The sequence below is a fragment of the Stenotrophomonas maltophilia genome, assembly GCF_002799245.1.
Classification (GTDB): Bacteria; Pseudomonadota; Gammaproteobacteria; order Xanthomonadales; family Xanthomonadaceae; genus Stenotrophomonas; species Stenotrophomonas maltophilia_S.
Genome location: NZ_NEQV01000010.1, coordinates 18,922 through 41,797, shown reverse-complemented (window position 1 = coordinate 41,797; position 22,876 = coordinate 18,922). Strand labels below are relative to the sequence as shown.

Here is a 22,876-nt window from a genome sequence, read left to right as displayed (position 1 = left end):
CCAAGGTTGGCACCTACCATCGCGGAGAAGTGGTTGGCACCTACCATAGCGGGGGAGTGGTTGGCACCTACCATCGCGGGGAAGTGGTGGGCACCTGCCAGAGCAGGGGAGTGCCCGCCGGGCATGGCTCGACGCTGCAATGGCGGGGGCGTTACAGGGCCTGACGGCCGGGCGCGGTAGAATCCCCGGCCATCCCAGAACCACCGGATCCCGATGAGCCCCAGCCCCGCCGAACGCGCCGAAGATCTTCGCCGGCAGATCGCCCAGGCCAACCGCGCCTACCATGAGCTGGACGCGCCGGAGATCCCCGACGTCGACTACGACCGGATGGTGCGCGAGCTGGAAGCACTGGAGCGCGAGCATCCGCAGCTGGCCCGTGCCGACAGCCCGACCCAGCAGGTCGGTGCGCGTCCGTCCGGCCGCTTCGCCGAGGTGCGTCATGCGGTGCCGATGCTGTCGCTGTCCAATGCCTTCAGCGACGAGGAAGTGGCTGATTTCGTGCGCCGCATCGACGAGCGGCTGGGCCGTCGCAGCCTGCGGTTCTCGGCCGAGCCGAAGATGGACGGCCTGGCGATCAGCCTGCGCTACGAGGACGGGCATTTCGTTCTTGGCGCGACCCGTGGCGATGGCAGTACCGGCGAGGACGTGACCGCCAATCTGCGCGAGATCGGCGACATTCCCAAGCGCCTGCACGGCAAGGACTGGCCGGATGTGCTGGAGGTGCGCGGCGAGGTTTACATGGCCCGCGCCGATTTCGAGGCCTACAACGAACGTGCGCGCCTGCAGGGCGGCAAGGTGCTGGCCAATCCGCGCAACGCCGCGGCCGGTTCGCTGCGCCAGCTCGATCCGAAGATCAGTGCGCAGCGCAGGCTCAGCTTTTTCGCCTATGGCACCGGCGAAGTGCAGGGCGGCGAGCTGCCCGATACCCATTCGGGCACGCTGGCCCAGCTGGGTGCCTGGGGCTTCCCGGTCAGCGGATTGTGCAAGGTGGTGGAAGGCACCGACGGCCTGCTCGGCTATTACCGTGACATCGGCGAGCGTCGCGACGGCCTGCCATTCGACATCGATGGCGTGGTCTACAAGCTGGATGACCGCGCCGGGCAGCAGACCATGGGATTCGTATCGCGTGCGCCGCGATGGGCCATCGCGCACAAGTTCCCGGCACAGGAACAGAGCACCACGGTGGAGGCGATCGAGATCCAGATCGGCCGCACCGGCGCGGCAACGCCTGTGGCGCGGCTGGCACCGGTGCCCGTGGCCGGCGTGATCGTGTCCAACGCTACCCTGCACAATGCCGACCAGATCGCACGCCTCGATGTGCGCATCGGCGACAGCGTGATCGTGCGTCGCGCCGGCGATGTGATCCCGGAGGTGGTCAGCGTCATCCTCGACCGCCGCCCGCAGGGCACCACGCCGTGGCAGATGCCGACGCGCTGCCCGGTGTGCGGCTCGGAGATCGTGCGCGAGGAAGGTGCCGCGGCGTGGCGCTGCTCGGGCGAACTGTCCTGCCCGGCGCAGCGCAAGGAAGCCATCGCCCATTTCGCCTCGCGCCGCGCGATGGACATCGATGGTCTCGGCGACAAGTACATTGAAACCCTGGTCGACGCCGGCATCGTCAAGAGCGTGGCCGATCTGTACCGCCTCAACCGCGACCAGCTGCTGCACCTGAAGCTGGTGCTGGACGCCGAAGATCCCTCGGCATTGGCCGCGGTGCTGAAGTTGCACCTGCCCGCCGAGGGCAGTGGTGCGGTGCTCAATGCGGTTCTCAAGCTGGACGGCAGCGATCCGGCGTGGCGCGCGCAAGCGCTGGCACAGCCAGCCCGCTTCGAATGGAACGCGAAGAAGATCGCCACCAAGTGGGCCGACAACCTGATCGCGGCAATCGATGCCAGCCGCGCTGCCACGCTGGAGCGCCTGCTGTTCGCGCTGGGCATCGAACATGTCGGCGAGAGCACCGCCAAGGCGCTGGCGCAGTGGTTCGGTGACCTGGAGCTGATCCGTCACCTGCCATGGCCGCTGTTCAAGCGTGTGCCGGACATCGGCGGCGAAGTGGCCCGCTCGCTTGGCCACTTCTTCGAGCAGCAGGGCAACCAGCAGGCCATCGATGATCTGCTGCAGGTTGGCCAGGTACGCATCAGTGATGTGCATGCGCCCAGCGCCAGGCTGCGCGAAGGCCTGGACCTGGCGCAGCTGCTGGTCGAATCGGAGATTCCCGGCATCACCCGCCTGCGTGCGGAGAAGCTGGTGGCCGTACTTCCCGGTGCGCAGGCGGTGCTCGATGCCGAGCATGGCCAGTTCGTCAACGCCGGCCTGCCTGACGATACTGCGCGCGGCCTGGCCGAGTGGCTGGACGCCGAGGGCCATGGCGCGATGCTGCTGGCGGCCGAGAAGGCGATGCAGCAGCTCCTGGCCAGGGCGCCGGCGCTGGCCGAGATCGTGGCTGGCCCGCTGGATGGGCAGACCGTGGTGCTGACCGGCACCCTGGCCCAGCTCACCCGCGATGCCGCCAAGGAACGCCTGGAAGCGCTGGGTGCCAAGGTCTCCGGCAGCGTGTCGAAGAAGACCAGTTTCGTGGTGGCCGGTACCGAAGCCGGCTCCAAGCTGGACAAGGCGCAATCGCTGGGCGTGCCGGTATGGGACGAAGACCGCCTGCTGGCCTTCCTTGCCGAGCACGAATGATGACCCCGCCGGGTGCCTCGCACCCGGCATGGAATACAAAGGAATACCGATGCAGACCGCCCCACTGGATTTCCGCCTGGCCAGCCGTGCCGACGAGGAATTGCTGATCGCGTTGATGCGTGAGTTCTATGCCGAAGACAAGATCGACTTCGATGACGCGCGGGTGCGCCGTGGTGTCGATGCGCTGCTGGCCGACCCGCGCAATGGCGAGGTGCTGCTGTGGCTGGATGAAGCCGGTGAAGTGGTGGGGTATGCGGTGATCGCGATGGGCTTCAGCCTGGAGCAGGGCGGGCACTTCATGCTGCTGGACGAGCTGTACCTGAGCCACCGTGCGCGTGGCCGTGGCCGTGGCAAGCAGGCGCTGGCCATCTGCGAGCAGCGTGCGCGCGGCCGTGGCGTCAGCCGCCTGCGCCTGGAAGTGAACCACCACAACGAGCTGGCCCGCCGCCTGTACCTGGCCAGTGGCTACATCGACGACACCCGTGACCTGCTGACCCTGCCGCTGGACCATCCGCGCCCGGAGGGCATCCTGTGAGCGATGCCCTGCTGCGCGCGCTGCAGCAGCGTGCTGCGCTCAATGCGCTGGTGCGCCGGTTCTTCGCAGAGCGCGGTGTGCTGGAGGTGGAAACGCCGATCCTGTCGGTCGCCGGCAACACCGAGCCGAACATCGACAGCTTCCACACCGATTTCAGCGGCCATGTCGACGCGGGCGGGCGCCGTCGCTGGTTGCGCACCTCGCCCGAGTATCCGCTCAAGCGCTTGCTCGCCGCGGGCGTGGGCGACTGCTACGAACTGGGCCGCGTGTTCCGCAATGGCGAGGCCGGTGGCCGCCACAACCCCGAATTCACCATGCTGGAGTGGTACCGGGTCGGTTGGGACCACCATCGGCTGGTGCAGGAAACCGCCGAGCTGGTCGGCCAGGCGCTGGCCCTGGTCGGGCGCAGTGCGAGCCTGCGTGTGCTGAGTTACCGCGAGCTGTTCCAGCAGCAGGTGGGCGTGGACCCGTTCGAGGCCGACGAAGCCGCGCTGCGTGCCGCGCTTGGCGATGTGCACATCGATCCGGTCGGATTGACCCGTGATGACTGGCTGGACCTGTTGATGACCCACCACATCCAGCCGCATTTCGATGACGCGGTGATGACCGTGGTACATGACTGGCCGGCCAGCCAGGCCGCGCTGGCCCGCATCCGTGCCGGTACGCCGCCGCTGGCCGAGCGCTTCGAGCTGTACCTGGGGGCAGTGGAGCTGGCCAACGGCTATCACGAACTGAACGATGCCGCCGAACAGCGTGCCCGTTTCCAGCGCGACCAGCAGCGCCGCCACGACCGTGGGCAGGTACAGCCGGCGCTGGACGAGGCGCTGCTGGCGGCGTTGCCAGCGCTGCCGGCCTGTGCCGGCGTGGCGGTGGGTGTCGATCGCCTGCTGATGGCGATGAACCGCACGCCACGCATCGCCGATGTGCTGGCCTACGACTTCGCCCACGCGTGACCAGCGCGCGTTGCTGAACATCTCAGGCTGAACGAAACACGGGTTCTGCGCGCTTGCGTCGGTAAGCGGGATGATGCTCTTATCACGGCCAATGCCGGACACTGGCATGCAGTTCATCCATTCCTGCTGGGGAAGGCTTTGTTCAAGTGGTTCGCAGTTGTCGCTGCACCGGTGTACTCCATTGCGCTCTGGGGTGCCTGGCTGCCGTCGCCGGCGTCGGCCCAGCAGGTGGGCTATGACGATGAAGTGGTGACCTGCGAATCACGCGACATGGGGTGGGTGCACTGCGATATTGAGGTTGCCAACGGCGTCGATCTGGTGCGACAGCTGTCCAGCAACAGCTGCATCCGCGGCAGCGAGTGGGGCACCGACCGCAGTGGCGTGTGGGTCACCCTCGGCTGTCGTGCCGAGTTCCGCGCCCGTCGCGCGGCCGGTGCTGCCCCGCCGGCTGACGGCACGGGCAAGCGCCTGGTGCGCCGGGTGGTGCGTTGCGAATCCAATGGCCGTCCGCAGAGTTGCCCGGTACGCCTCGATGGCGCGCCGGTGCGCCTGCTGCGCCAGTTGTCGGTGCTGCCGTGCCGTGAAGGGCAGGGCTGGGGCTACAAGCGCAATGAGGTCTGGACCAGCCGTGGCTGCCAGGGCGATTTCGAGGTGGCCGATGAGGACGGTCGCTTCGTCGACATGCCGCGCCGCCTGACCTGTGAATCGAAGTCGAAGAAACGGCGTTTCTGCGGTGCCAGCATCTCGGTTGGCGCCGTGGTCTCCGAGCAGCTGTCCAGCACGCCCTGCGAGGAAGGCAGTACCTGGGGCTGGAACCGCAACGGGATATGGGTGGATGGCGGTTGCCGCGCCGAATTCTCGGTGAATTGACCCCGGGCAGGCTCCAACCCCGTGGGGCGTGGCCCTACAATGGGCCCATGAACACTGCCTCCGACATCGACTACGCCCGTTACGACCACATCCGCCCGATCCTGTGGACCGGCGATGCTCTGCAACTGCTGGACCAGCGCAAGCTGCCATTCGTGGTCGAGCACGTGGTCTGCCATGACAGTGACGAGGTTGCCAGCGCCATCCACGCGTTGACCGTGCGTGGCGCGCCGGCGATCGGCATTGCCGCAGCCTGGGGCGTGGTGCTGGCTGCACGCGAGGTGCAGGCCGCCGATGGTGCGCACGCCCTGCAGCAGCTGGAACCAGCACTGCAGCGCCTCAACGCGTCGCGCCCCACTGCGGTCAACCTGGCCTGGGCGCTGGCGCGCATGCGCCGCTGCCTGAATGCTGCCGGCGCCGACTGGAAGGCCTTGCTGGAATCGGAAGCGCAGGCCATCGCCGAGGAAGACCTGGCTGCCAATCGCCATATGGGCGCACTGGGTGCTGGCCTGATCGAGGCCGGCAGCGGTGTGCTGACCCATTGCAATACCGGCTCGCTGGCCACCGCAGGCTTCGGTACCGCACTGGGCGTGATCCGCGCCGGCATGGCCCAGCACCGCATCGCCCGCGTGTTCGCCGGCGAGACCCGGCCGTGGCTGCAGGGTGCACGCCTGACCGTGTGGGAGCTGCAGCAGGATGGTATCGATGCCACCCTGATCGCCGATTCGGCCGCCTCGCACCTGATGAAGACCGGTGCCGTGCAGTGGGTGATCGTGGGCGCGGACCGCATCTGCGCCAATGGCGATACCGCCAACAAGATCGGCACCTACCAGCTGGCCATCGCCGCCCGCCACCACGGTGTCAGGTTCATGGTGGTGGCGCCGTCCTCGACCGTGGACATGGAAACCGTGGACGGCAGCCAGATCGAGATCGAGCAGCGCGACCCGGGTGAGCTGTATGGCGTGGGCGGTACCCGCACCGTCGCCGAGGGTATTGCTGCCTGGAACCCGGTGTTCGACGTCACCCCGGGCGAGCTGATCGACGCCATCGTGACCGAGCGCGGGGTGATCCTGAACCCGACTGCCGGGAACATGCGCGCCGCCTTCGGCGGTTGACGCGGAACGGGGTCGGATCCCTTTCCGCAGGAAAGGCCTCCGACCCCGGCCCCCAGTAGGGGCGGCCGCTGGCCGGCAACCCCTAAGTTCCTGATTTGTGCCGGTAAAATACCCGTAAAAGGAGGCGGAAAACGGCCTGTTGTGGTAGTATCCACAGGTTGAATCGAGGTTCCGGCGCGACCGCCCACGGGCGAATGTGCCGGACTGGACCGCTACCAGACAACGGAACCCGAATGGCAGAAACCGCCAAGGAAATCATCCAGGTCAACCTGGAAGACGAGATGCGCAAGAGCTATCTCGATTACGCCATGAGCGTGATCGTGGGCCGCGCGCTGCCAGATGCGCGCGACGGCCTCAAGCCGGTGCATCGTCGTGTGCTGTTTGCGATGAATGAACTCAACGCGCACAGCAACAAGCCTTACTTCAAGTCGGCACGTATCGTCGGTGACGTCATCGGTAAGTACCACCCGCATGGCGATCAGTCGGTGTACGACACGCTGGTGCGACTGGCACAGCCGTTCTCGCTGCGCTACATGCTGGTCGATGGCCAGGGTAACTTCGGTTCGGTCGACGGCGACTCCGCTGCGGCGATGCGATACACCGAGGCGCGCATGTCGCGCCTGGCGCATGAGCTGATGGCGGACATCGACAAGGAAACCGTCGATTTCCAGCCCAACTATGACGAAAAGGAACTGGAGCCGACGGTCATGCCGACCCGGTTCCCGAACCTGCTGGTCAATGGCTCGGCCGGTATCGCAGTGGGCATGGCGACCAATATCCCGCCGCACAACCTGACCGAATCGATCAACGCCTGCATCGCGCTGATCGACAATCCGGAAATCGATGTCGACGGCCTGATGGAGTACATCCCGGGCCCGGATTTCCCGACCGCCGGCATCATCAACGGCACCGCCGGCATCATCGCCGGCTATCGCACCGGCCGCGGCCGCGTGCGCATCCGTGCCAAGGCCGATATCGAAGTGGCCGACAACGGCCGTGAATCGATCATCGTCACCGAAATTCCTTACCAGGTGAACAAGGCGCGTCTGATCGAGAAGATCGCCGAGCTGGTCAAGGAAAAGAAGATCGAAGGCATCAGCGAGCTGCGCGATGAGTCCGACAAGGACGGCATGCGCATCTACATCGAGATCAAGCGCGGTGAATCTGCCGAGGTTGTGCTGAACAACCTGTACCAGCAGACGCAGATGGAATCGGTGTTCGGCATCAACATGGTGGCGCTGGTCGATGGCCGCCCGCAGTTGATGAACCTCAAGCAGATGCTGGAGTCGTTCGTCCGCCACCGCCGCGAAGTGGTCACCCGCCGTACGGTGTTCGAGCTGCGCAAGGCGCGCGCCCGTGCCCACGTGCTGGAAGGCCTGACCGTCGCGCTGGCCAACATCGACGAGATGATCGAGCTGATCAAGACCTCGCCGAACCCCGCCGAAGCCCGTGAGCGCATGCTCGCGCGCCTGTGGGAGCCGGGCCTGGTCGGCTCGATGCTGGGTGCTGCCGGTGCCGAAGCGTCGCGTCCGGATGACCTGCCCAAGGGCGTGGGCCTGATCGAGGGCGGCTACCAGCTGACCGAGATCCAGGCCACCCAGATCCTGGAGATGCGCCTGCACCGCCTGACCGGGCTGGAGCAGGACCGCCTGACCGAGGAATACAAGCAGCTGCTGGAAGTGATCGCCGGGCTGATCCACATCCTGGAAGATCCCGACCGCCTGCTGCAGGTGATCCGCGAAGAGCTGATCAGCGTCAGGGCCGAGTTCGGCGATGAACGTCGTACCGAAATCCGCCACAGCGAAGAAGATCTGGACATCCTCGACCTGATCGCCCCGGAAGACGTGGTGGTCACCGTGTCGCATGCCGGTTACGTGAAGCGGCAGCCGGTGAGCGTGTACCGTGCGCAGCGCCGTGGCGGCCGTGGCCGCAGTGCGGCGGCGACCAAGGAAGAGGATTTCATCGAGCAGCTGTGGCTGGTCAACACGCACGACACGCTGCTGACCTTCACCAGTTCGGGCAAGGTGTTCTGGCTGCCGGTCTACCAGCTGCCCGAGGCCGGCTCCAACGCCCGCGGCCGTCCGATCATCAACTGGATCCCGCTGGAACCCGGCGAACGCGTGCAGGCCGTGCTGCCGGTGCGCGAATATGCCGATGGCCAGTTCGTGTTCTTCGCCACGAAGAACGGCACGGTCAAGAAGACCCCGCTGGGCGAGTTTGCCTTCCGCCTGGCGCGCGGCAAGATCGCGATCAACCTGGACGAAGGTGATGCCCTGGTCGGCGTCGGCCTGACCGACGGCGAGCGCGACATCCTGCTGTTCGCCTCCAACGGCAAGACCGTGCGCTTCGGTGAAGACAAGGTGCGCTCGATGGGGCGTACCGCGACCGGCGTGCGCGGCATCAAGATGCCGGCCGGCGAGGAAGTGGTCAGCCTGATCGTGGCCGAGAGTGCCGGTGGCATCGAGGACGAGAACGAGGACGACAACGGTGTCGAGGAAGCCGCCGCCAATGGCGATGCGGTGATCGACGGCGCCGATGACAGCAGCGTGCAGTACATCCTCACCGCCACCGAGAACGGCTACGGCAAGCGCACCCCGCTGCCGGACTACCCGCGCAAGGGCCGTGGCACGCAGGGCGTGATCGGCATCCAGACCACCGAGCGCAACGGCAAGCTGGTCGCCGCGGTGCTGATGGGGTCGGGTGACGAAGTCCTGCTGATCTCCGATGGCGGTACGCTGGTGCGTACGCGTGGCTCTGAAATCAGCCGCGTCGGCCGCAACACCCAGGGCGTGACCCTGATCCGCCTGTCCAAGGACGAGAAGCTGCAGGCGGTGGAGCGCATGGATGCCTCGATCGACGAGGACGAGGACGAGGTGGCAGTGGCTGCCCCGGCCCCGGCCGATGGCGCCCCGGCTGCTGCCAGCAGCGAGGACGCCGCGCAGGAGTGATCCTGCCGCGAGCCTGAGGTACCCGACGACGCCGGCCCTGTGCCGGCGTCGTCGTATCCGGACGCTGCACATACGCGCGCGCTTCACGTCGGCAGTGGGATAACGGCGCATGCTGCCCCCGGAGATCGACGATGTCCGCCACGCCGCCGTCCGCTCCTGCTCCCACCCGCGCCTCCCGGCATCCTCTCGTTACCGTGCTGTCGCTGCTGCTGGTCGTGCTCGGCCTGGTCATCGGCGGGCTTGGCGCGTGGCTGCTCAGCCTGGGCGGCTCGGCGTACTACGCCATTGCCGGGGCCGGCCTGCTGGCCAGCGGCCTGCTGTTGTTCGGCAATCGCCGCAGCGGCGCGCTGCTGTATGCGCTGGTGTTCGTCGGCACGCTGCTGTGGACCTGGTGGGAATCAGGCAGCGACTACTGGCGCTGGGTGCCGCGGCTGGGCCTGGTGACCGCGCTCGGCATCGTGCTGGCGCTGCTGGCGCCGACGCTTCGCGAACCGGTCTCCAGGCGCCTGTCGCGCAGTGTGGCCGGTGTGCTGATGCTGGTGTTCGTCGCTGCGTTCGGGTTGGCGTTCGCACCGCATGGTGAAGTGGACGGGCACCAGCCGTTCCCGGAAGGCGCGGCCAGCGCCGGACTGGAACCCACGCGGGATACCACCGGCCTGCAGCCGGCCGACCAGCCTGCCGAGGGAGACTGGCCGGCGTGGGGCCGCAGCAATGCCGCCACCCGCTATTCGCCGCTGCAGCAGATCACCCCGGCCAACGTGGCCACGCTGCAGCCGGCCTGGCAGTTCCGCACCGGTGACCTGCCGAAGAAGCGCTGGGGCGCGGAAACCACGCCGCTGAAGATCGGCGACCGCCTGTATCTGTGCACCGCGCGCAACCGCCTGATCGCGCTCGATGCCGCCAGCGGCAGGGAATTGTGGCGTTTCGACCCGAAGGTGAAGGACGCTTCGATTCCGTACACCGCCGCCTGTCGCGGCGTGAGCTACTACGAGCAGCCGGCCACGCCAACCTTCGCCGATGCGGCATTGGCCGATGTCGCTGCCGATCTGGCCCTGCCCGAGCCGCCGCCCAGCGTGAGCCGCAGCGCCGCGCCGGGCAGTCGACCGGCCTGCTGGGCCCGCATCATCGAAGGCACGCTGGACGGGCGCATCATCGCGGTCGATGCGGACAGTGGTCGCCCGTGCGCGAATTTCGGCAACAACGGCCAGGTCGACATCACCCTGGGCATGGGCGAGGTACCGCCGGGCTATGTATCGATCACCTCGCCACCGGCCATCGTGCGCGGGGTGATCGTCACCGGCCACCAGGTGCTGGACGGGCAGCGCCGGGATGCACCGTCGGGCGTGATCCAGGCCTACGATGCGATCACCGGCAAGCTGCGCTGGGCGTGGGACATGGACCAGCCCGAGCGCAGCGGCCTGCCACCGCATGAGCAGACCTACACGCGCGGCACGCCGAACATGTGGACCACCGCCACGGGTGATGAAGCGTTGGGGCTGGTCTATCTGCCGCTGGGCAATTCTGCCGGCGACTACTGGAGTGGCTCGCGTACGGAGAACCAGAACCGCTATGCCACATCGCTGGTGGCGATCGACGTGGCCACCGGCAAGCCGGCCTGGCATTTCCAGGCCGTTCGCAAGGATGTATGGGATTACGACCTCGGTTCGCAGGCCAGCCTGATCGACTACCCGACGGCGGCGGGCAAGGTGCCGGCGATCCTGCTGCCGACCAAGCAGGGCGATCTCTATATCCTCGATCGCCGCAACGGCCAGCTGCTGAGCGCCGCCGAAGAGCGCAAGGTGCCGGTGGGCGGCGTCGAACCCGAGCAGCGTTCACCCACGCAGTTGTTCTCGCTGTACCACACGCTGCGCCGGGAACATGACCTGACCGAGCGTGACATGTGGGGCATCACCCCGATCGACCAGCTGGTCTGCCGCATCCAGTTCCGCAAGGCGTACTACGTAGGTTTCTACACGCCGCCGAGCAGTGACCGCCATTCCATCGAATACCCCGGCTACAACGGCGGTTCGGACTGGGGCAGCGTGTCCATCGACACGCGCCGCGGCGTGATCGTGGCCAACTACAACGACATGCCCAACTACAACCGGCTGGTGCCACGTGCCGAAGCCGACCGGCTGGGCTGGCTGCCGCGCGAGAAGATCCGAGCCGACAGGGGCGGTGGCGAGGGCGCTGGCGACCCGCAGGTGGGCACGCCGTACGGTATCGAGGTCAACGCCGGTTGGCGGCTGCCATTCACCGGCCTGCTGTGCAAGCAGCCGCCCTATGGCGGCATCCGTGCCATCGATCTGCGCACCGGCAAACTGCTGTGGGATCGACCCTTTGGCAGTGCGCGCGGCAATGGGCCATTTGGCATCCATTCCGGCCTGCCGATCGAGATTGGCACGCCGAACAACGGCGGCTCGGTGGTGACCGCCAGCGGATTGATCTTCATCGCTGCGGCCACCGATGACCTGCTGCGCGCCATCGACCTGAAGACCGGCAAGGAGCTGTGGCATGCGGCGCTGCCCGCAGGCGGGCAGGCCACGCCGATGGTGTATGAGCAGGGCGGGCGCCAGTACGTGGTGATCATGGCCGGTGGCCACCATTTCATGGAAACCCCGAACGGCGATTACGTGATGGCCTTCGCCCTGCCGAAATAGCGGCGGCCGGCCTGAACAGCGCATACAGGGCTGTGACCGCTGTCGCAGAAGTTGCGCGGGCGACCGGGCAGCATCCATCATCGGAACAGGACGGGGCCGGCCAACGCCCCCAGGGAAGGAAACGCATGCTGAATTCTGAACGCCTGGCGCGGCGCGTCACCCGGCTGCTAGCAGGACTGCTTCTGCTTGGCCCGTGCCTGTCGGCAAGCGCGCAGCCGTCGCCCCAGCCGGTCGCACGCAAGCTGCCCAGCGGTGCCGAACTGATCGCCGGCGATGCGCGCTATCTGAGCCCCGCCCATGCGCCCTGCATGGCGGCCGCGGGCACCGCGCTGGATGCCCGTCGTCGTTGTGCCGACGCTGAATTCAAGGTCCACGACGATGCACTCAACGCTGCCTACAACGCCGCGCGCTCCGCGTTGACGGCCAGCGATCAGCAGGTGCTGCGCGATCTGCAGCGGCAATGGCTGCGCCAGCGCGACAGCCGTTGCCCGGAAGGTGGCACCGCCGTTGCCCAGCTGGATTCACTGCAATGCCGCACGCACATGACCCTGCTGCGTGCCCGCCAGTTGCAGGGCGGCGGTGCGGCGGCGCTGGTGGCTGAAGCCAAGGCGGCCCCGGCGCCCGCGCAGGTTGCTGTGCATACCGCCGATGCCGCGCCCGACCAACAGGGCAGGATCGTGCTGCGGCCCGGCGAGGGCAGGATCTCGCCTGCACTTCAAGTGCTCTTCCAGGTCGCCGGCTGCAGCGGCACCGATGGCGTGACGATCTGCCAGGTGCGGAGCATGGGCGTGACCCGTGGCGGGCGCAAGGTGGCGGTCACCGGCGTGCAGCCGCGCCTGAGCCGCGCCGGCGCCGATGCCCAGGGGGCGGCCGCCGTGCTGTTGACCGTTTCCGATTTCAATGGCGATGGCATGCCGGACCTGCAGGTGTGGCAGGACAACAACGGTGTCTACAACGTTCCGGTGCATGCGTTCTACCTGTTCGACGCCAAGGCCAACCGCTATGTGCGTGCGAAGGCATTGGAAGCGGCCATCGGCGGACGCGATATCGACCATATCGACAATGGGCGGTTCGTGCTGCGTGCGAAGGCCAGCCCCTGCGAGCGCGAGGACAAGGTCATCCAGCTGCGCGGAACCGAGCCGCGCACGCTGCTGCAGCGCCGCTATGACACCTGCAAGGGCGAGGCCCCTACCGAATCGGACCTGCTGAAGTAGGTCTTCCCCCGACGAACGGATGCGTTCCGGAACTGGAGAGCTGAAGGATGAGCGAAGGTTATGGAAAAGGCGGGTCAGGCTTCGGCCTGACCCGGGACCAGTCGGTCGAGATGATCGTGCGCACCTGCATCGACAACGGCATTACCGACCATCGGCAGATTGCCTATGTGCTGGCCACGGCGCAGCACGAATCGCGCGATTTCGCCGCGCCCGAGGAAGACTGGGGCAGGAAGCAGGCGGTGGACCTGCGCTACTTCGGCGGCGAGGAGTATTTCGGCCGGGGCTTTGCCCACCTTACCCACGTCACCAACTACGAGCGGCTGGGCGAGGCGCTGGGAATGGGCCGCGAGCTGGTCGAGCACCCTGAACGGGCTGCCCGGGCGGACATCGCCACCAAGGTGCTGGTGGTGGGCATGCGCGATGGCATGTTCGGCGCGCGGCTGTCCGACAACGTCAACGCCAACCACGCCGATTACCGGCAGGCGCGGGCCTCGGTCAATGGCGGTGAGCTGAACAACGGCAGTCCCTATCCGGACGCCATCGCCACGCTGGCCACTGGATGGGAATCCCAGGTCGCCGGCCTGGTCCAGCGTGTGCAGCAGCCAGGCTTCCAGATGCCGGTGCCGACTGCCCAGGCGCCGGCCGGGGCGATGGACCTGCACCGGGGTGATGCCAACCAGCAGGTGCTGGAAGCACAGCAGTACCTGCAGCGGTTGGACATCCGCAACAACGCCAATGCCGCGATCAAGCCCGACGGTGACTTCGGCGCCTCTACCGAGCAGGCCGTGCGCCGCTTCCAGACCGAGCGGGGTATCAGTCCGGCCAATGGCCACATCGACGATGCGTTGCTGGAACGCATGCGTACCGACACGCTGGCGGTCGATCCGGACTTCAAGCGGCGGACGGTGACCGACCTGAGCGGGCCGCTGGCTGACGGCAACCTGGGCCCCGGCGAGAAGGGCGAACCGGTGTTCGAGATGCGCCGCCAGCTGGAGGCGTTGGGTACCTGACCGAACCGAATCCACGTGCCGAGCGCCAGGCGCGCACGTTTGATGCCGGCATGCAGGCCGCCATGCGCAACTTCCAGCAGGACTATGGCCTGCCGCTGCGCCCTGGCGGCGTCATCGACGCCGATGCCCGCCGGCAGTTGAACGATGCCGCCGTCGCTCGCGAGCATGCGCCAACCACCGAGTTCGACCGCGCAGAGAACTGGCCGCCACAGCGCCCGCCCTATACGCGGGCGGAGTTCCAGCCGGAGCAGGTGCAGGCGCGGCAGCAGGCGGCGGCGAATCCGCCGGTTGCTGGCCCGGCGCCAGCGGAACCCGCGCCGCAGCGCAGTGGCGTGGAATCGCTGTCGCGCAGGGACGCCGCGCTGTTCGAGCGCATCCGCCAGGGGGTGCCTGGCACCGTCGGTGACGAGCACGTCATGCAGGCCGTGCTGGAATCCAAGCGCAATGGCATCGACGATGCCGCGCGCGTCGACCGGGTGATGATGGCCGGAGATCGCCTGTGGGTAGCCGGGTTGATTCCCGGTGAGCGGGCCAGCGTGGATACGGCGCAGCCTGCGCGTTCGATGGACGACACGGTGAACGATCTGTCCGCCGACAACCGGCAGCGCGAACAGCAGCTCGCCATCGACAGCCGCCAGCACGAGAACCGCGGGCCTTCAATGGCCTGAGCCTGCGGCAGCGACGTGCCCGTGCCGGGTCCGTCGCTGCCGCCAGCGGGTTACAGCGTTACCACCACTTTGCCGATCTGCTCGTTCGATTCCAGGTAGCGGTGTGCCTCCTGGATCTGTGCGAACGGGAACACCCTGGCGATCTTCGGTGCCAGCATGCCCTTGGCCAGGCCGTCGACGATGAACGCCTTGGCACGTGCCAGCGCCGCATCATCGGAGACGATTTCCGAGTACAGGTAGCCCTTCAGCGTCAGCGACTTGCCCAGTACGTTGAACAACGGGAACGGGGTGGGCTCGCTGCTCAGTGCGCCGTATTCCAGCAGGATGCCGCCACGGGCCATCGCCTCGGTCAGCGGCACGAACTGCGGGCCACCGATCGGATCGAACACCACGCGGGCGCCGGCACCGCCGGTGATGCGCGTCACCTCTGCCACCAGATCCTGCTCCTGGGTGGCGATGACATGGGCGGCGCCGGCATCGAGCAGCGCCTGGCGCTTGCCCGCACCCCGGGTCACGGCAATCGGCGTGGCGCCCACCGCATTGGCGATCTGGATCGCGGCCAGGCCGACGCTGCTGCTGGCGGCGGTGATGATGACGAAATCCCCGGCGGCCAGTTGTGCCTGTTCCAGCAGTGCGCCCCAGGCGGTGACGTACTGCATCCACACTGCGGCCGCCGTTTCAAAGCCCAGCGCCTGCGGATGCTTGACCACCAACCGCGCTGGCACGTTGGCCAGTTCGCCATAGGTGCCCCAGCGCGCGATATCCAGCGGCGGCACCACGCTGACCGCATCGCCGGCAGCAAATCCGCTCACTGCACTGCCGACCGCTTCGACCACGCCGGCCGCTTCATAGCCCAGCCGGCTGGGGAACTGCGCCTCCTGCAGATAGGCGCCGTTGCGGAACATCACCTCGGCGCGGTTCAGGCCGATCGCCTTGACCCGGATCTGGACCTCGTCGGCGGCGGGGGCGGGAACGTCGATGTCATCGATGCGCAGCACATCGGCGCTGCCATATTCGTGGATGCGGACAACCTGGCTCATGGGGGCTCCTGGGCAAGGCCGGCGTTGGCGCCGGCGGAAAGGTGAAGGCTACTGTGCGCGTGGCCTGCATCCAGAATAAGGGGTAATCTTGCGTTTCATTGACAACCAATTGTTTGCAATGGATCTGATCGCTCCCCTGCGGACCTTCGTCAAAGTGGCCGAGGTCGGCTCCTTCGCCGCTGCTGCCGACGCGCTGGACCTGTCGCCGCAGCTGGTGGGCAAACATGTGCAGTCGCTGGAACAGCACCTGGGCGTGCGCCTGCTCAACCGCACCACGCGCAAGCAGAGCCTGACCGACTTCGGCCAGGCCTATCTGGCCCGCGCGCGGGTGATCCTGGAGGAAGTGGAAGGCGCCGAGCAGTTGGCCGAAGTGGCGCGCGGACGGCCGATGGGGCGCCTGCGCATCAGCGCCCCGGTCACCTTCGGCGTGCATGCGCTGGGGCCGGCGGTGGTGGCCTACCTGCAGCAGTACCCGGACGTGCAGGTCGATCTGAACCTGTCCAACAGCCTGGTGGACATTGTTGAAGACGGCTTTGATCTGGTGTTCCGTACTGGTGATCTGGCCGACAGTGGGTTGGTGGCGCGACGTTTGGGGCGGTATCCGCTGGTGCTGTGTGCGTCGCCGGCCTACCTGGCATCGCGCCCGGCCATTGTCCATCCGGCCGATCTGAGCCGGCACGAGTGCCTGGGTTTCGCGCATTCGATCATCCGCACCCGCTGGAGCTTCCGTGATGCCGACGGCAGCGTGCTGACCGTGCCGGTGTCCAGCCGCTTCATGGTCAATCAGGCCGAGCCGCTGCTGACAGCGGCCGTCGGCGGGCTGGGGTTGATCCTGCAGCCTTACGAAATGCTCGCCGCCGCGCTGGCGCGTGGTGATCTGGTGGAAGTGCTGCCGGACTACGTGCCAGTGTCGACGTGGATCAACCTGGTGTATCCGCGCGACCGCCAGCTGACGCCCAAGCTGCGCAGCTTCCTGGACTTCTGCGTGGCACGTTTCAGCGAGCAGACGATGGCGCGGCCATAGCGCGGCATCGGTTAGCATTCCCGCGACCGTCTGCGAAGGATCGCCCTGGGATGTTGCCCCGATTGCCGTTGCGTGGTGCGCGCCTGCTGCTGGCGCTGCCAGCATTGCTGTTCGCCGCCAGCGTGATTGCGCAACAGGCGCCTGCGCAGGCACTGGCCGCGTGGGAAGCGCAGGGGCGTGCGGACGGCCTGGCACGGCCGGATATCGAATGCCAGGATTTCCTGCAGGCGATGGGCCGGAAGCCTGCGGGACTGGAATACCTGGGCTGCAGCCAGGATGACGCGTCCTACATCAAGCCCATGCAGGCCCGCTACCGCGTTCCCGGCGCCCAGGCAGTACAGGTGGAAGCCTATCTGCGCCGGACATTTGGCATGCCTGCATTGCGCTACGTCTGCTGCGGCTGGAGCAATGGCGCGCCGTACTACTGGCGCGATGGCCCGGATGGGATGAGATACCAGATCGGCATGGGCGTGGAATCGCTGCCGCATGCGCGGAGCGAATGGCATCGCATCGAGGCATTCACCGTCACGGTCGAGGTGTTGCGGCAGAGTCCCTAGCGTGGATGCAGCGGGCCGCCCCATCATCTAGGATGCGTCCAGGGATACCCGCGAAGGAGCTGCCATGAAGGCTGTTGGACGCCTGCTTCTCTGCAATGTACTGGCCTGTTCGGTGTTGATGACCCTTTCGGCTTTTCCGGCAGTGGGCGCAGCCTTCGGCGAGCGTGCGCATCCACGCGCGCAGGAGGCCATCGATGACTGGCTTGCGGCCTTCAATGCAGGCAGCCTCGATGCACTGCAGGCATTCGCCGACAGATATGCGAAGAAGGAAGGCAGCAGTCCCAAGGACTATCTTGAGTTCCGCGGGAGCACCGGCCCGCTGAGCGTACTGGAAACAATCGAGCGCGCGCCCGGCCAGGAGAAGCGGCTGGTAATGGGCCAGCTGAGCGAACGTGCGATGTGGGTGACGGCGGTCATGGACCCGGCCAACCCGGCGCAGCTGAAGCAGTTCCGGATCGAAGGCACTGAAACGCCGGACAAGTACAAGCCGGCACGGGTTGAACTGCCTGCCTTGATGGCCGATGCGGCAGCGAAACTGGAGGCGCTGCGGGCGCAGGACGCGCTGTCGGGTGCGTTGCAGGTGGCACGGAACGGAAAGCTGCTGCTGGACTGGCGCGGTGGCGATGCCGATCGCACCGCCGGAATTGCAGTGGGCGTGGATACGCAGTTCCGCCTTGCGTCCTCCAACAAGATGTTCACCTCCGTGGCGATCCTGCAGCTGGTGCAGGCCGGCAAGCTCGGACTCGATGACACGATCGGCAAGTGCCTGCCGGACTATCCGAACAAGGCCGTCGCCAACAGCGTGACCGTGCGCCAGCTGCTGTCACATACCAGTGGCCTGGGGGATTTCTTCGGCGATGATTTCGAGCAGTATTCGGCGTCGCTGAAGACCCTGGACGACTACGTGCAGCGCTTCGCCAGGGATGCACCGCAGTTCACGCCGGGCAGCCAGGACAGTTACTCCAACTATGGCTTCATCGTACTGGGACGCATCATCGAAGCCGTTTCGGGGCAGTCGTACTACGCGTATGTGGAGGAGCGCATCCTGCGGCCGGCGGGCATGGCCGGCACCGGCTTCGAGCCTGAAACTGTGAGCGTTCCGAAGCGTGCCGTCGCCTACACGAAGCAGGATGGGCAATGGGTCCGTGAAACGAAGTCGCTGCCCTGGCGCGGCATGTCAGCCGGGGGTGGCTACAGCACGGTGGCCGACATGATGAAGTTTGCCGAGGCACTGCAAAGCGGGAAGCTGGTCTCGCCTGCATTGCTACGGCAGGCCACCACGGCGCAGAACCACAAAGGCTGGTATGGCTTTGGTTTCGTGGTGCAGGGCGAGGGCAGGGAGCACCAGTACGGCCACGAAGGCGGTGCACCTGGATCGAACAGTGCCATCGTGGTGCTGCCCGCGCAGGGCTATGTGATCGTCGGCCTGGCCAATGTCGATCCGGATGCGATCGGTAACGTGGTGAACTACATCGCGCGAAGGCTGCCACTGTGACCGTGGCAGGTACCGGTCATTCCGGCACCCGCACCATCTTCGCCATCAAGTGTTCCACCACGCCCGCCGGATCGGCCGTGCGGCCGACATGCGTGCTGGACATCTGCACGACCGAGCTGCGCTTGGCGGTGAGGAAGTGAAAGCGGGCGCGCGCGGGCAGCTGCGCGATCGGTCCGGCGCTGGCGTCGCCACGGCAGATGGCGACGATCGCATCCAGCCACGGTTGCAGCGCGTCCTGGTCCAGCGCTGGCGCAAAGGCACGCAGGCGCTCGGGATCGATCGCGATGGCCGCTTCCAGATGGCGCGCGCCGGGGCAGGAGACGATCACCCCGACGTTGATGAACTCCTCGCGTTCCACCCGCGGCACGACGCGGATGACCGCATAGTCATACGTGTGCAGCGTGGGCACGGAGGGCCTCCTGCACGAACACCGCACGCACTTTCAGGCGATGCTTGAGATAGTTGATATAGCCCTGGCGGTAGGCCTGCGGGCTGTCGAATGCCGGCTCGCCCAGCAACCAGCTGTCCGGCACCAGGCCGACGATGCGCTCGATCTCGGCATCGGTCAGGCGTGCAGCCAGCTCCGCATCCACCTCGGCGATGCGGCTGGCGAACGACAGCAGCACGTGATCGCGGATCAACACGAACGGCTTTTCGCAGGCGTCGCCGGCGTTGGCCCAATCGTGGTGGAAGTACATCGCCGCGCCGTGGTCGATCAGGTACAGCCTGCGGTGCCACACCATCAGGTTGGGGTTGCGGGTGGTGCGATCGACATTGCTGGTGAATGCATCGAACCAGACGATGCGCGAGGCGAGGTCGGCATCCACCGGCATGGCCGCCGGATCGTAATTGATCGCACCGGGCAGGTAGTCCAGGCCCAGGTTCAGGCCCTCGCTGGCGCGGATCAGCTCCTGGATCTCCGGGTCGGGCTCGGTGCGTGCGAACTCGCGATCCAGCTCGACGAACAGGATTTCCGGAATCGGCAGGCCCAGCGTGCGCGCCATCTCGCCGGCGATCAGCTCGGCGATCAACGCTTTCGGGCCCTGGCCGGCGCCACGGAATTTCAGCACGGCCATCCCGTCGTCGTCGGTCTCGACCACGGCGGGCAGGGAGCCGCCTTCCCGCAGAGGGGTGATGTAGCGGAGGGCATGTACGGTGCGCATGGACGCATTCTAGCGTGCTGCCGGGGCGGGAGCGCCGGGCCATGCCGCGGCGGCTCCCTCCCGTCTGCCCTCAGTGCGACAACGCGCTGCGCTGCTGTTCCTGCACCTGTTCGCGCTGGCGGGTCTGTTCCTGCGAGGCCTGTTCGGCCTGTCGCTGGTTGACCACGGCGAGATTGTCCAGGCTTTCCTGCACCGGGCGCTGCGCCGCCTCTGCGGTGGGCGAGTGCGCGCGCAGGGAGGACGGATCATCCAGCGCCCCCTTCACCACGAAGATGTTCTGCGCCGCGGCCGCGCCCCCGGTCTGCTGGCTGAGCACCACGTGGTCGACCCGGTCCAGCCCGTTCTCGCGGGCCAGCACCAGCAGGCTGGCGCTCAGGCGTTCGCTGGACGCATCGAAGCTGCGCCCGTTGGCGGCATCCAGTTCGGCCACCTTGCCGCGGATCTGCTCATGCAGGGAACGGTCACGTCCCTCCGGAAGGACGTTCGGCATGTCGGCACCCGCCGGCTGTACCGGCGTGTTGCCGGGTGGCTGCGCGGTGATCGGCACGTGGACGTGCGTAGCTGCGGTGTGGTCGAAGTAGCGCAGCGTGGATGGCGAGGTACTGGTATCGAAGTACGGCTGGCGCGGAGGCGAAGCCTCGCCGAAGTCCAGTCCGTTCTGCTCCAGCAGGCTCTCCTGCAGGCCCAGCTTCCGCATGTTGACCTCCATCCGGCTGATGCCGTCCGGCGCCGGATTGACCGCTTCATACTGGCAGGCGAGGCTGATGGCGTAGGAACCGTAGTAGTTCTGGTAATCCGAATTGCTGTTGTGGCCCAGTCGTGAGCTCACACCCTCGTCGTAGTAGTGCTTGCCCATGCCTTCGATGTTGGCTGCCGTGGCGGTCATGCTCAGGTCATCGTTGAGCGTCAGGTCGGGGTGCGCAGCATAGGTGACCGGCGGACCCGGCTGCAGGCCCACGAACTGTTTCGAGCGTGTGCTGGCGTCGTACAGGTCGCCCAGCGTGGCGTCCGGCCTGGCAGCCCGGACCCGGCTTGCCAGGGCGTTCCAGCCCTCGATGTTGGCCGAGGCCTCATCGCGCCGGTTGGCGGCCAGCAGGGTGCCGATCGCCTCGGTGTAGTCATGACCGGTGGGGCGACCGGCAACCTCCGCCAGATCGGCGTCGAACTGCTCCAGCGCACGCTCAGTCCCTGCGTGGTTGAACCCATGCTGGATTTCGTGGCCCAGCACGAAGGTCAGGTCCGCCGCATCCAGCGTGTCCGGCGCCGCTGGCGTGGACAGCGCCGATGCGGGCAGCGCGATTGACTTGGTATCGCCCAGGTAGGTGCCACCTGCGTTGGTCTCGGCCGGCTGCAGTTCGAAGTGCTTCAGGTGGCCTGCGGCGATGGCAGCGTCCACCTGCTTTGCCAGGACAGGGGACTCGGCGATGATCCTGCGCAGGTTGTCGACCTGGTCGGTGGTGACGTCGGTCTTGCCTGCGAACTCGCCCAGCAGGCGTTCGGTTTCTGCTGAAAGGGTCGTCATTGCTGCCTCCCCTTACTGCACGGTCACGAGACGCACGCAGGCATGCGTGGCATCGCCGGTGGCGTTGGGGTTCTCTGGCATCGTGTCGACCTTGATGCTCAGCTGCGGTCGATTGAAGCGCTCATGGATCACCCGGCCGTGTTCGCCGCGCACCGTCTGGCGCTTGAAACCCGCCGCATCCAGTGCCGAGGCGAAGTGGTTGAAGTCGATCTGGCAGATGGCTGCAGCCGAGGCCTTGCGGCCGGCACTGGTGTCGATGAAGTTCAGGTCCAGTCGTGCATCGGCGGCGCCGGCGCGCTTCAGTTCCAGGCCGTAGCCCCATTCCGGGGTCAGTGTGCCGCCGTAGCCGAAGTGCCCGGGGCCGAAGGTCTGTGCCGGTGCCTGCATTGCGGCAGACAGGCGTTCGGCGGTCAGGTCGCGGGTGGAGGTCGTGGTCTTGATCAGGTCCAGCAGGCGCAGCAGCAGCTGCCCGGCATCAAGCGAAGGCGGGGTGGTCTCGGATACGGAGGGGGCCATGGTGTCGGTTCCTTGAGAAGTCGGCGTGCGGTCAGCGGCATGTGCGCAGGCGCAGAGCGTGGCCACGGACAAAGCGATGGTCCACGGTCGTATGAATGCGTACCGGGGCATGTGCGTTCCTTGCAGATTGAAGGCTGACCCTAGGGGCCGCCGGATGAAGCAGAGGTTAAGCGCAATTGATTCGCACGAAAACGGCAGGGAGGGGAAAATGCGGCGCAGTCTTCACTTCACCCTTCCGTTGCCGATGGCAGCATCGGCGTCAATGGAGCATTCCACCCGCGTGTAACCTTCAACGGGAGGCTGTCATGCCGCTACAGCGCAGCTGTCACGCATCATCCTGCACGCTATGCAACGCGTGGTGTTGACCCTGGCCTGATACGGTCACTCTGCCGGCAAGGATGGCCGCCGTACGCACCAGTTGCCCACACCCATCCTCGCGGAACCGGCATTCGTGTGCCGGCGCTGCGATTCCCCTGGATACCCGCTTTCAGTGTGCACCTTGCGATGCCGCCGGTGGCCACCGCGCGCGGAAGGTGCCTTGTCCACGATGTTCCTGCAGGCTTTGGAGGTGCACCGATGAACGACGAATTCACTCCCATGCTGCCGATCCTGGACGATGCCAAGGTCGAGGAAATGATCGGCAAGGTGGTGCTGGTCGGCGTGACCCGCTATGGCGGTGACGGCCAGGTGCAGGGGCTGGAACAGTACGCGGGTACGGTGCTGCGCATCAGCGCCGTCGAAGGCGTGGTACTGGCCGACGAGAATGATGGCCACGAGCGCTACCTGCCGCCGATGCTCGATCACTACCAGCCCGCCGAGCCAGGTGAGTACCGCATGCGCAGCAGCGGCATGATCGTGGTCGACCCGGACTACCTGGCCACCTGGGACCTGCACGCCCAGCAGTAGTACC

The 22,876-nt window shown here is 66.8% G+C and carries 19 protein-coding genes; 14 read left to right on the top strand and 5 right to left on the bottom strand.

Annotated elements, in window-relative coordinates; all coding sequences use genetic code 11:
* Window positions 1-207 precede the first annotated feature (207 nt).
* The 10 genes from ligA to B9Y64_RS22370 all read left to right on the top strand — a co-directional run bounded on the left by ligA (window position 208) and on the right by B9Y64_RS22370 (window position 14,649).
* A complete protein-coding gene (gene ligA / locus B9Y64_RS21425; protein WP_202909096.1) occupies window positions 208-2,679 on the top strand; it encodes an NAD-dependent DNA ligase LigA in 2,472 nt (823 codons plus the stop codon).
* 49 nt (window positions 2,680-2,728) lie between these two features.
* Window positions 2,729-3,214: a GNAT family N-acetyltransferase gene (locus B9Y64_RS21420; protein WP_100442372.1), complete on the top strand. Its 486-nt coding sequence runs from the start codon at window positions 2,729-2,731 to the stop codon at window positions 3,212-3,214.
* The gene (gene epmA, locus B9Y64_RS21415) at window positions 3,211-4,167 is read left to right on the top strand and encodes an EF-P lysine aminoacylase EpmA (protein WP_100442371.1); all 957 of its coding nucleotides are present in this window, start codon (window positions 3,211-3,213) and stop codon (window positions 4,165-4,167) included. Before B9Y64_RS21420 ends, epmA begins: the two co-directional genes overlap by 4 nt.
* Before the next feature lie 138 nt (window positions 4,168-4,305).
* Window positions 4,306-5,037 carry a DUF3011 domain-containing protein gene (locus B9Y64_RS21410; RefSeq protein ID WP_100442370.1) on the top strand — a complete coding sequence of 244 codons (732 nt, stop codon included), beginning with the start codon at window positions 4,306-4,308 and terminating at the stop codon, window positions 5,035-5,037.
* Between the two features lie 47 nt (window positions 5,038-5,084).
* Window positions 5,085-6,149, top strand: a complete 1,065-nt coding sequence (gene mtnA, locus B9Y64_RS21405; RefSeq protein WP_100442369.1) for an S-methyl-5-thioribose-1-phosphate isomerase — start codon at window positions 5,085-5,087, stop codon at window positions 6,147-6,149.
* A gap of 233 nt (window positions 6,150-6,382) precedes the next feature.
* Window positions 6,383-9,097 (top strand): DNA gyrase subunit A, encoded by a 2,715-nt coding sequence (gene gyrA, locus B9Y64_RS21400; protein WP_100442368.1) that lies wholly within the window; start codon window positions 6,383-6,385, stop codon window positions 9,095-9,097.
* Between the two features lie 131 nt (window positions 9,098-9,228).
* Window positions 9,229-11,757, top strand: a complete 2,529-nt coding sequence (locus B9Y64_RS21395; protein WP_100442367.1) for a membrane-bound PQQ-dependent dehydrogenase, glucose/quinate/shikimate family — start codon at window positions 9,229-9,231, stop codon at window positions 11,755-11,757.
* Between the two features lie 125 nt (window positions 11,758-11,882).
* On the top strand, window positions 11,883-12,971 hold the full coding sequence (locus B9Y64_RS21390; protein ID WP_100442366.1) for a lysozyme inhibitor LprI family protein: 1,089 nt from the start codon (window positions 11,883-11,885) through the stop codon (window positions 12,969-12,971).
* A gap of 47 nt (window positions 12,972-13,018) precedes the next feature.
* Complete coding sequence (locus tag B9Y64_RS22375; protein ID WP_238379965.1) at window positions 13,019-13,981, top strand: peptidoglycan-binding protein; 963 nt, start codon at window positions 13,019-13,021, stop codon at window positions 13,979-13,981.
* Window positions 13,982-14,043: 62 nt separating this feature from the next.
* A complete protein-coding gene (locus B9Y64_RS22370; RefSeq protein ID WP_238379964.1) occupies window positions 14,044-14,649 on the top strand; it encodes a hypothetical protein in 606 nt (201 codons plus the stop codon).
* A 50-nt stretch (window positions 14,650-14,699) separates the two neighbouring features.
* Here the strand turns inward: B9Y64_RS22370 and B9Y64_RS21380 are convergent, their stop codons facing one another.
* Complete coding sequence (locus B9Y64_RS21380; protein ID WP_100442365.1) at window positions 14,700-15,689, bottom strand: zinc-dependent alcohol dehydrogenase family protein; 990 nt, start codon at window positions 15,687-15,689, stop codon at window positions 14,700-14,702.
* A gap of 118 nt (window positions 15,690-15,807) precedes the next feature.
* Between B9Y64_RS21380 and B9Y64_RS21375 the strand changes: the two genes are divergently transcribed.
* The 3 genes from B9Y64_RS21375 to B9Y64_RS21365 all read left to right on the top strand — a co-directional run bounded on the left by B9Y64_RS21375 (window position 15,808) and on the right by B9Y64_RS21365 (window position 18,765).
* Window positions 15,808-16,713, top strand: a complete 906-nt coding sequence (locus tag B9Y64_RS21375; protein ID WP_100442364.1) for a LysR substrate-binding domain-containing protein — start codon at window positions 15,808-15,810, stop codon at window positions 16,711-16,713.
* 50 nt (window positions 16,714-16,763) lie between these two features.
* Window positions 16,764-17,270 carry a DUF4952 domain-containing protein gene (locus B9Y64_RS21370; RefSeq protein WP_100442363.1) on the top strand — a complete coding sequence of 169 codons (507 nt, stop codon included), beginning with the start codon at window positions 16,764-16,766 and terminating at the stop codon, window positions 17,268-17,270.
* Window positions 17,271-17,334: 64 nt separating this feature from the next.
* On the top strand, window positions 17,335-18,765 hold the full coding sequence (locus B9Y64_RS21365; RefSeq protein ID WP_100442362.1) for a serine hydrolase domain-containing protein: 1,431 nt from the start codon (window positions 17,335-17,337) through the stop codon (window positions 18,763-18,765).
* A gap of 16 nt (window positions 18,766-18,781) precedes the next feature.
* On the opposite strand, the gene B9Y64_RS21360 is transcribed toward B9Y64_RS21365, so the two are convergent.
* From B9Y64_RS21360 to B9Y64_RS21345, 4 genes are all read right to left on the bottom strand, one after another.
* Window positions 18,782-19,174, bottom strand: coding sequence for a DUF3037 domain-containing protein (locus tag B9Y64_RS21360; RefSeq protein ID WP_100442361.1), 393 nt, complete (start codon window positions 19,172-19,174; stop codon window positions 18,782-18,784).
* Window positions 19,152-19,928, bottom strand: coding sequence for a HipA family kinase (locus B9Y64_RS21355; RefSeq protein ID WP_100442360.1), 777 nt, complete (start codon window positions 19,926-19,928; stop codon window positions 19,152-19,154). Before B9Y64_RS21355 ends, B9Y64_RS21360 begins: the two co-directional genes overlap by 23 nt.
* Window positions 19,929-19,998: 70 nt before the next feature.
* Entirely contained in the window at window positions 19,999-21,450 is a 1,452-nt protein-coding gene (locus tag B9Y64_RS21350) for an XVIPCD domain-containing protein (protein ID WP_100442359.1), read from the bottom strand.
* Window positions 21,451-21,462: 12 nt separating this feature from the next.
* Window positions 21,463-21,966, bottom strand: a complete 504-nt coding sequence (locus B9Y64_RS21345; protein ID WP_238379963.1) for a hypothetical protein — start codon at window positions 21,964-21,966, stop codon at window positions 21,463-21,465.
* Between the two features lie 576 nt (window positions 21,967-22,542).
* On the opposite strand from B9Y64_RS21345, the gene B9Y64_RS21340 reads away from it, so the two are divergent.
* The gene (locus B9Y64_RS21340) at window positions 22,543-22,872 is read left to right on the top strand and encodes a hypothetical protein (protein ID WP_100442357.1); all 330 of its coding nucleotides are present in this window, start codon (window positions 22,543-22,545) and stop codon (window positions 22,870-22,872) included.
* Window positions 22,873-22,876: the final 4 nt, after the last annotated feature.

Coding starts and splice junctions, on each gene's coding strand:
- B9Y64_RS21420 (WP_100442372.1), top strand. CDS start 2,729: ATGCAGACCGCCCCACTGGATTTCCGCCTGGCCAGCCGTGCCGACGAG.
- mtnA (WP_100442369.1), top strand. CDS start 5,085: ATGAACACTGCCTCCGACATCGACTACGCCCGTTACGACCACATCCGC.
- gyrA (WP_100442368.1), top strand. CDS start 6,383: ATGGCAGAAACCGCCAAGGAAATCATCCAGGTCAACCTGGAAGACGAG.
- B9Y64_RS21395 (WP_100442367.1), top strand. CDS start 9,229: ATGTCCGCCACGCCGCCGTCCGCTCCTGCTCCCACCCGCGCCTCCCGG.
- B9Y64_RS21390 (WP_100442366.1), top strand. CDS start 11,883: ATGCTGAATTCTGAACGCCTGGCGCGGCGCGTCACCCGGCTGCTAGCA.
- B9Y64_RS22375 (WP_238379965.1), top strand. CDS start 13,019: ATGAGCGAAGGTTATGGAAAAGGCGGGTCAGGCTTCGGCCTGACCCGG.
- B9Y64_RS22370 (WP_238379964.1), top strand. CDS start 14,044: ATGCGCAACTTCCAGCAGGACTATGGCCTGCCGCTGCGCCCTGGCGGC.
- B9Y64_RS21380 (WP_100442365.1), bottom strand. CDS start 15,689: ATGAGCCAGGTTGTCCGCATCCACGAATATGGCAGCGCCGATGTGCTG.
- B9Y64_RS21375 (WP_100442364.1), top strand. CDS start 15,808: ATGGATCTGATCGCTCCCCTGCGGACCTTCGTCAAAGTGGCCGAGGTC.
- B9Y64_RS21370 (WP_100442363.1), top strand. CDS start 16,764: ATGTTGCCCCGATTGCCGTTGCGTGGTGCGCGCCTGCTGCTGGCGCTG.
- B9Y64_RS21365 (WP_100442362.1), top strand. CDS start 17,335: ATGAAGGCTGTTGGACGCCTGCTTCTCTGCAATGTACTGGCCTGTTCG.
- B9Y64_RS21355 (WP_100442360.1), bottom strand. CDS start 19,928: ATGCGCACCGTACATGCCCTCCGCTACATCACCCCTCTGCGGGAAGGC.
- B9Y64_RS21350 (WP_100442359.1), bottom strand. CDS start 21,450: ATGACGACCCTTTCAGCAGAAACCGAACGCCTGCTGGGCGAGTTCGCA.
- B9Y64_RS21345 (WP_238379963.1), bottom strand. CDS start 21,966: ATGGCCCCCTCCGTATCCGAGACCACCCCGCCTTCGCTTGATGCCGGG.
- B9Y64_RS21340 (WP_100442357.1), top strand. CDS start 22,543: ATGAACGACGAATTCACTCCCATGCTGCCGATCCTGGACGATGCCAAG.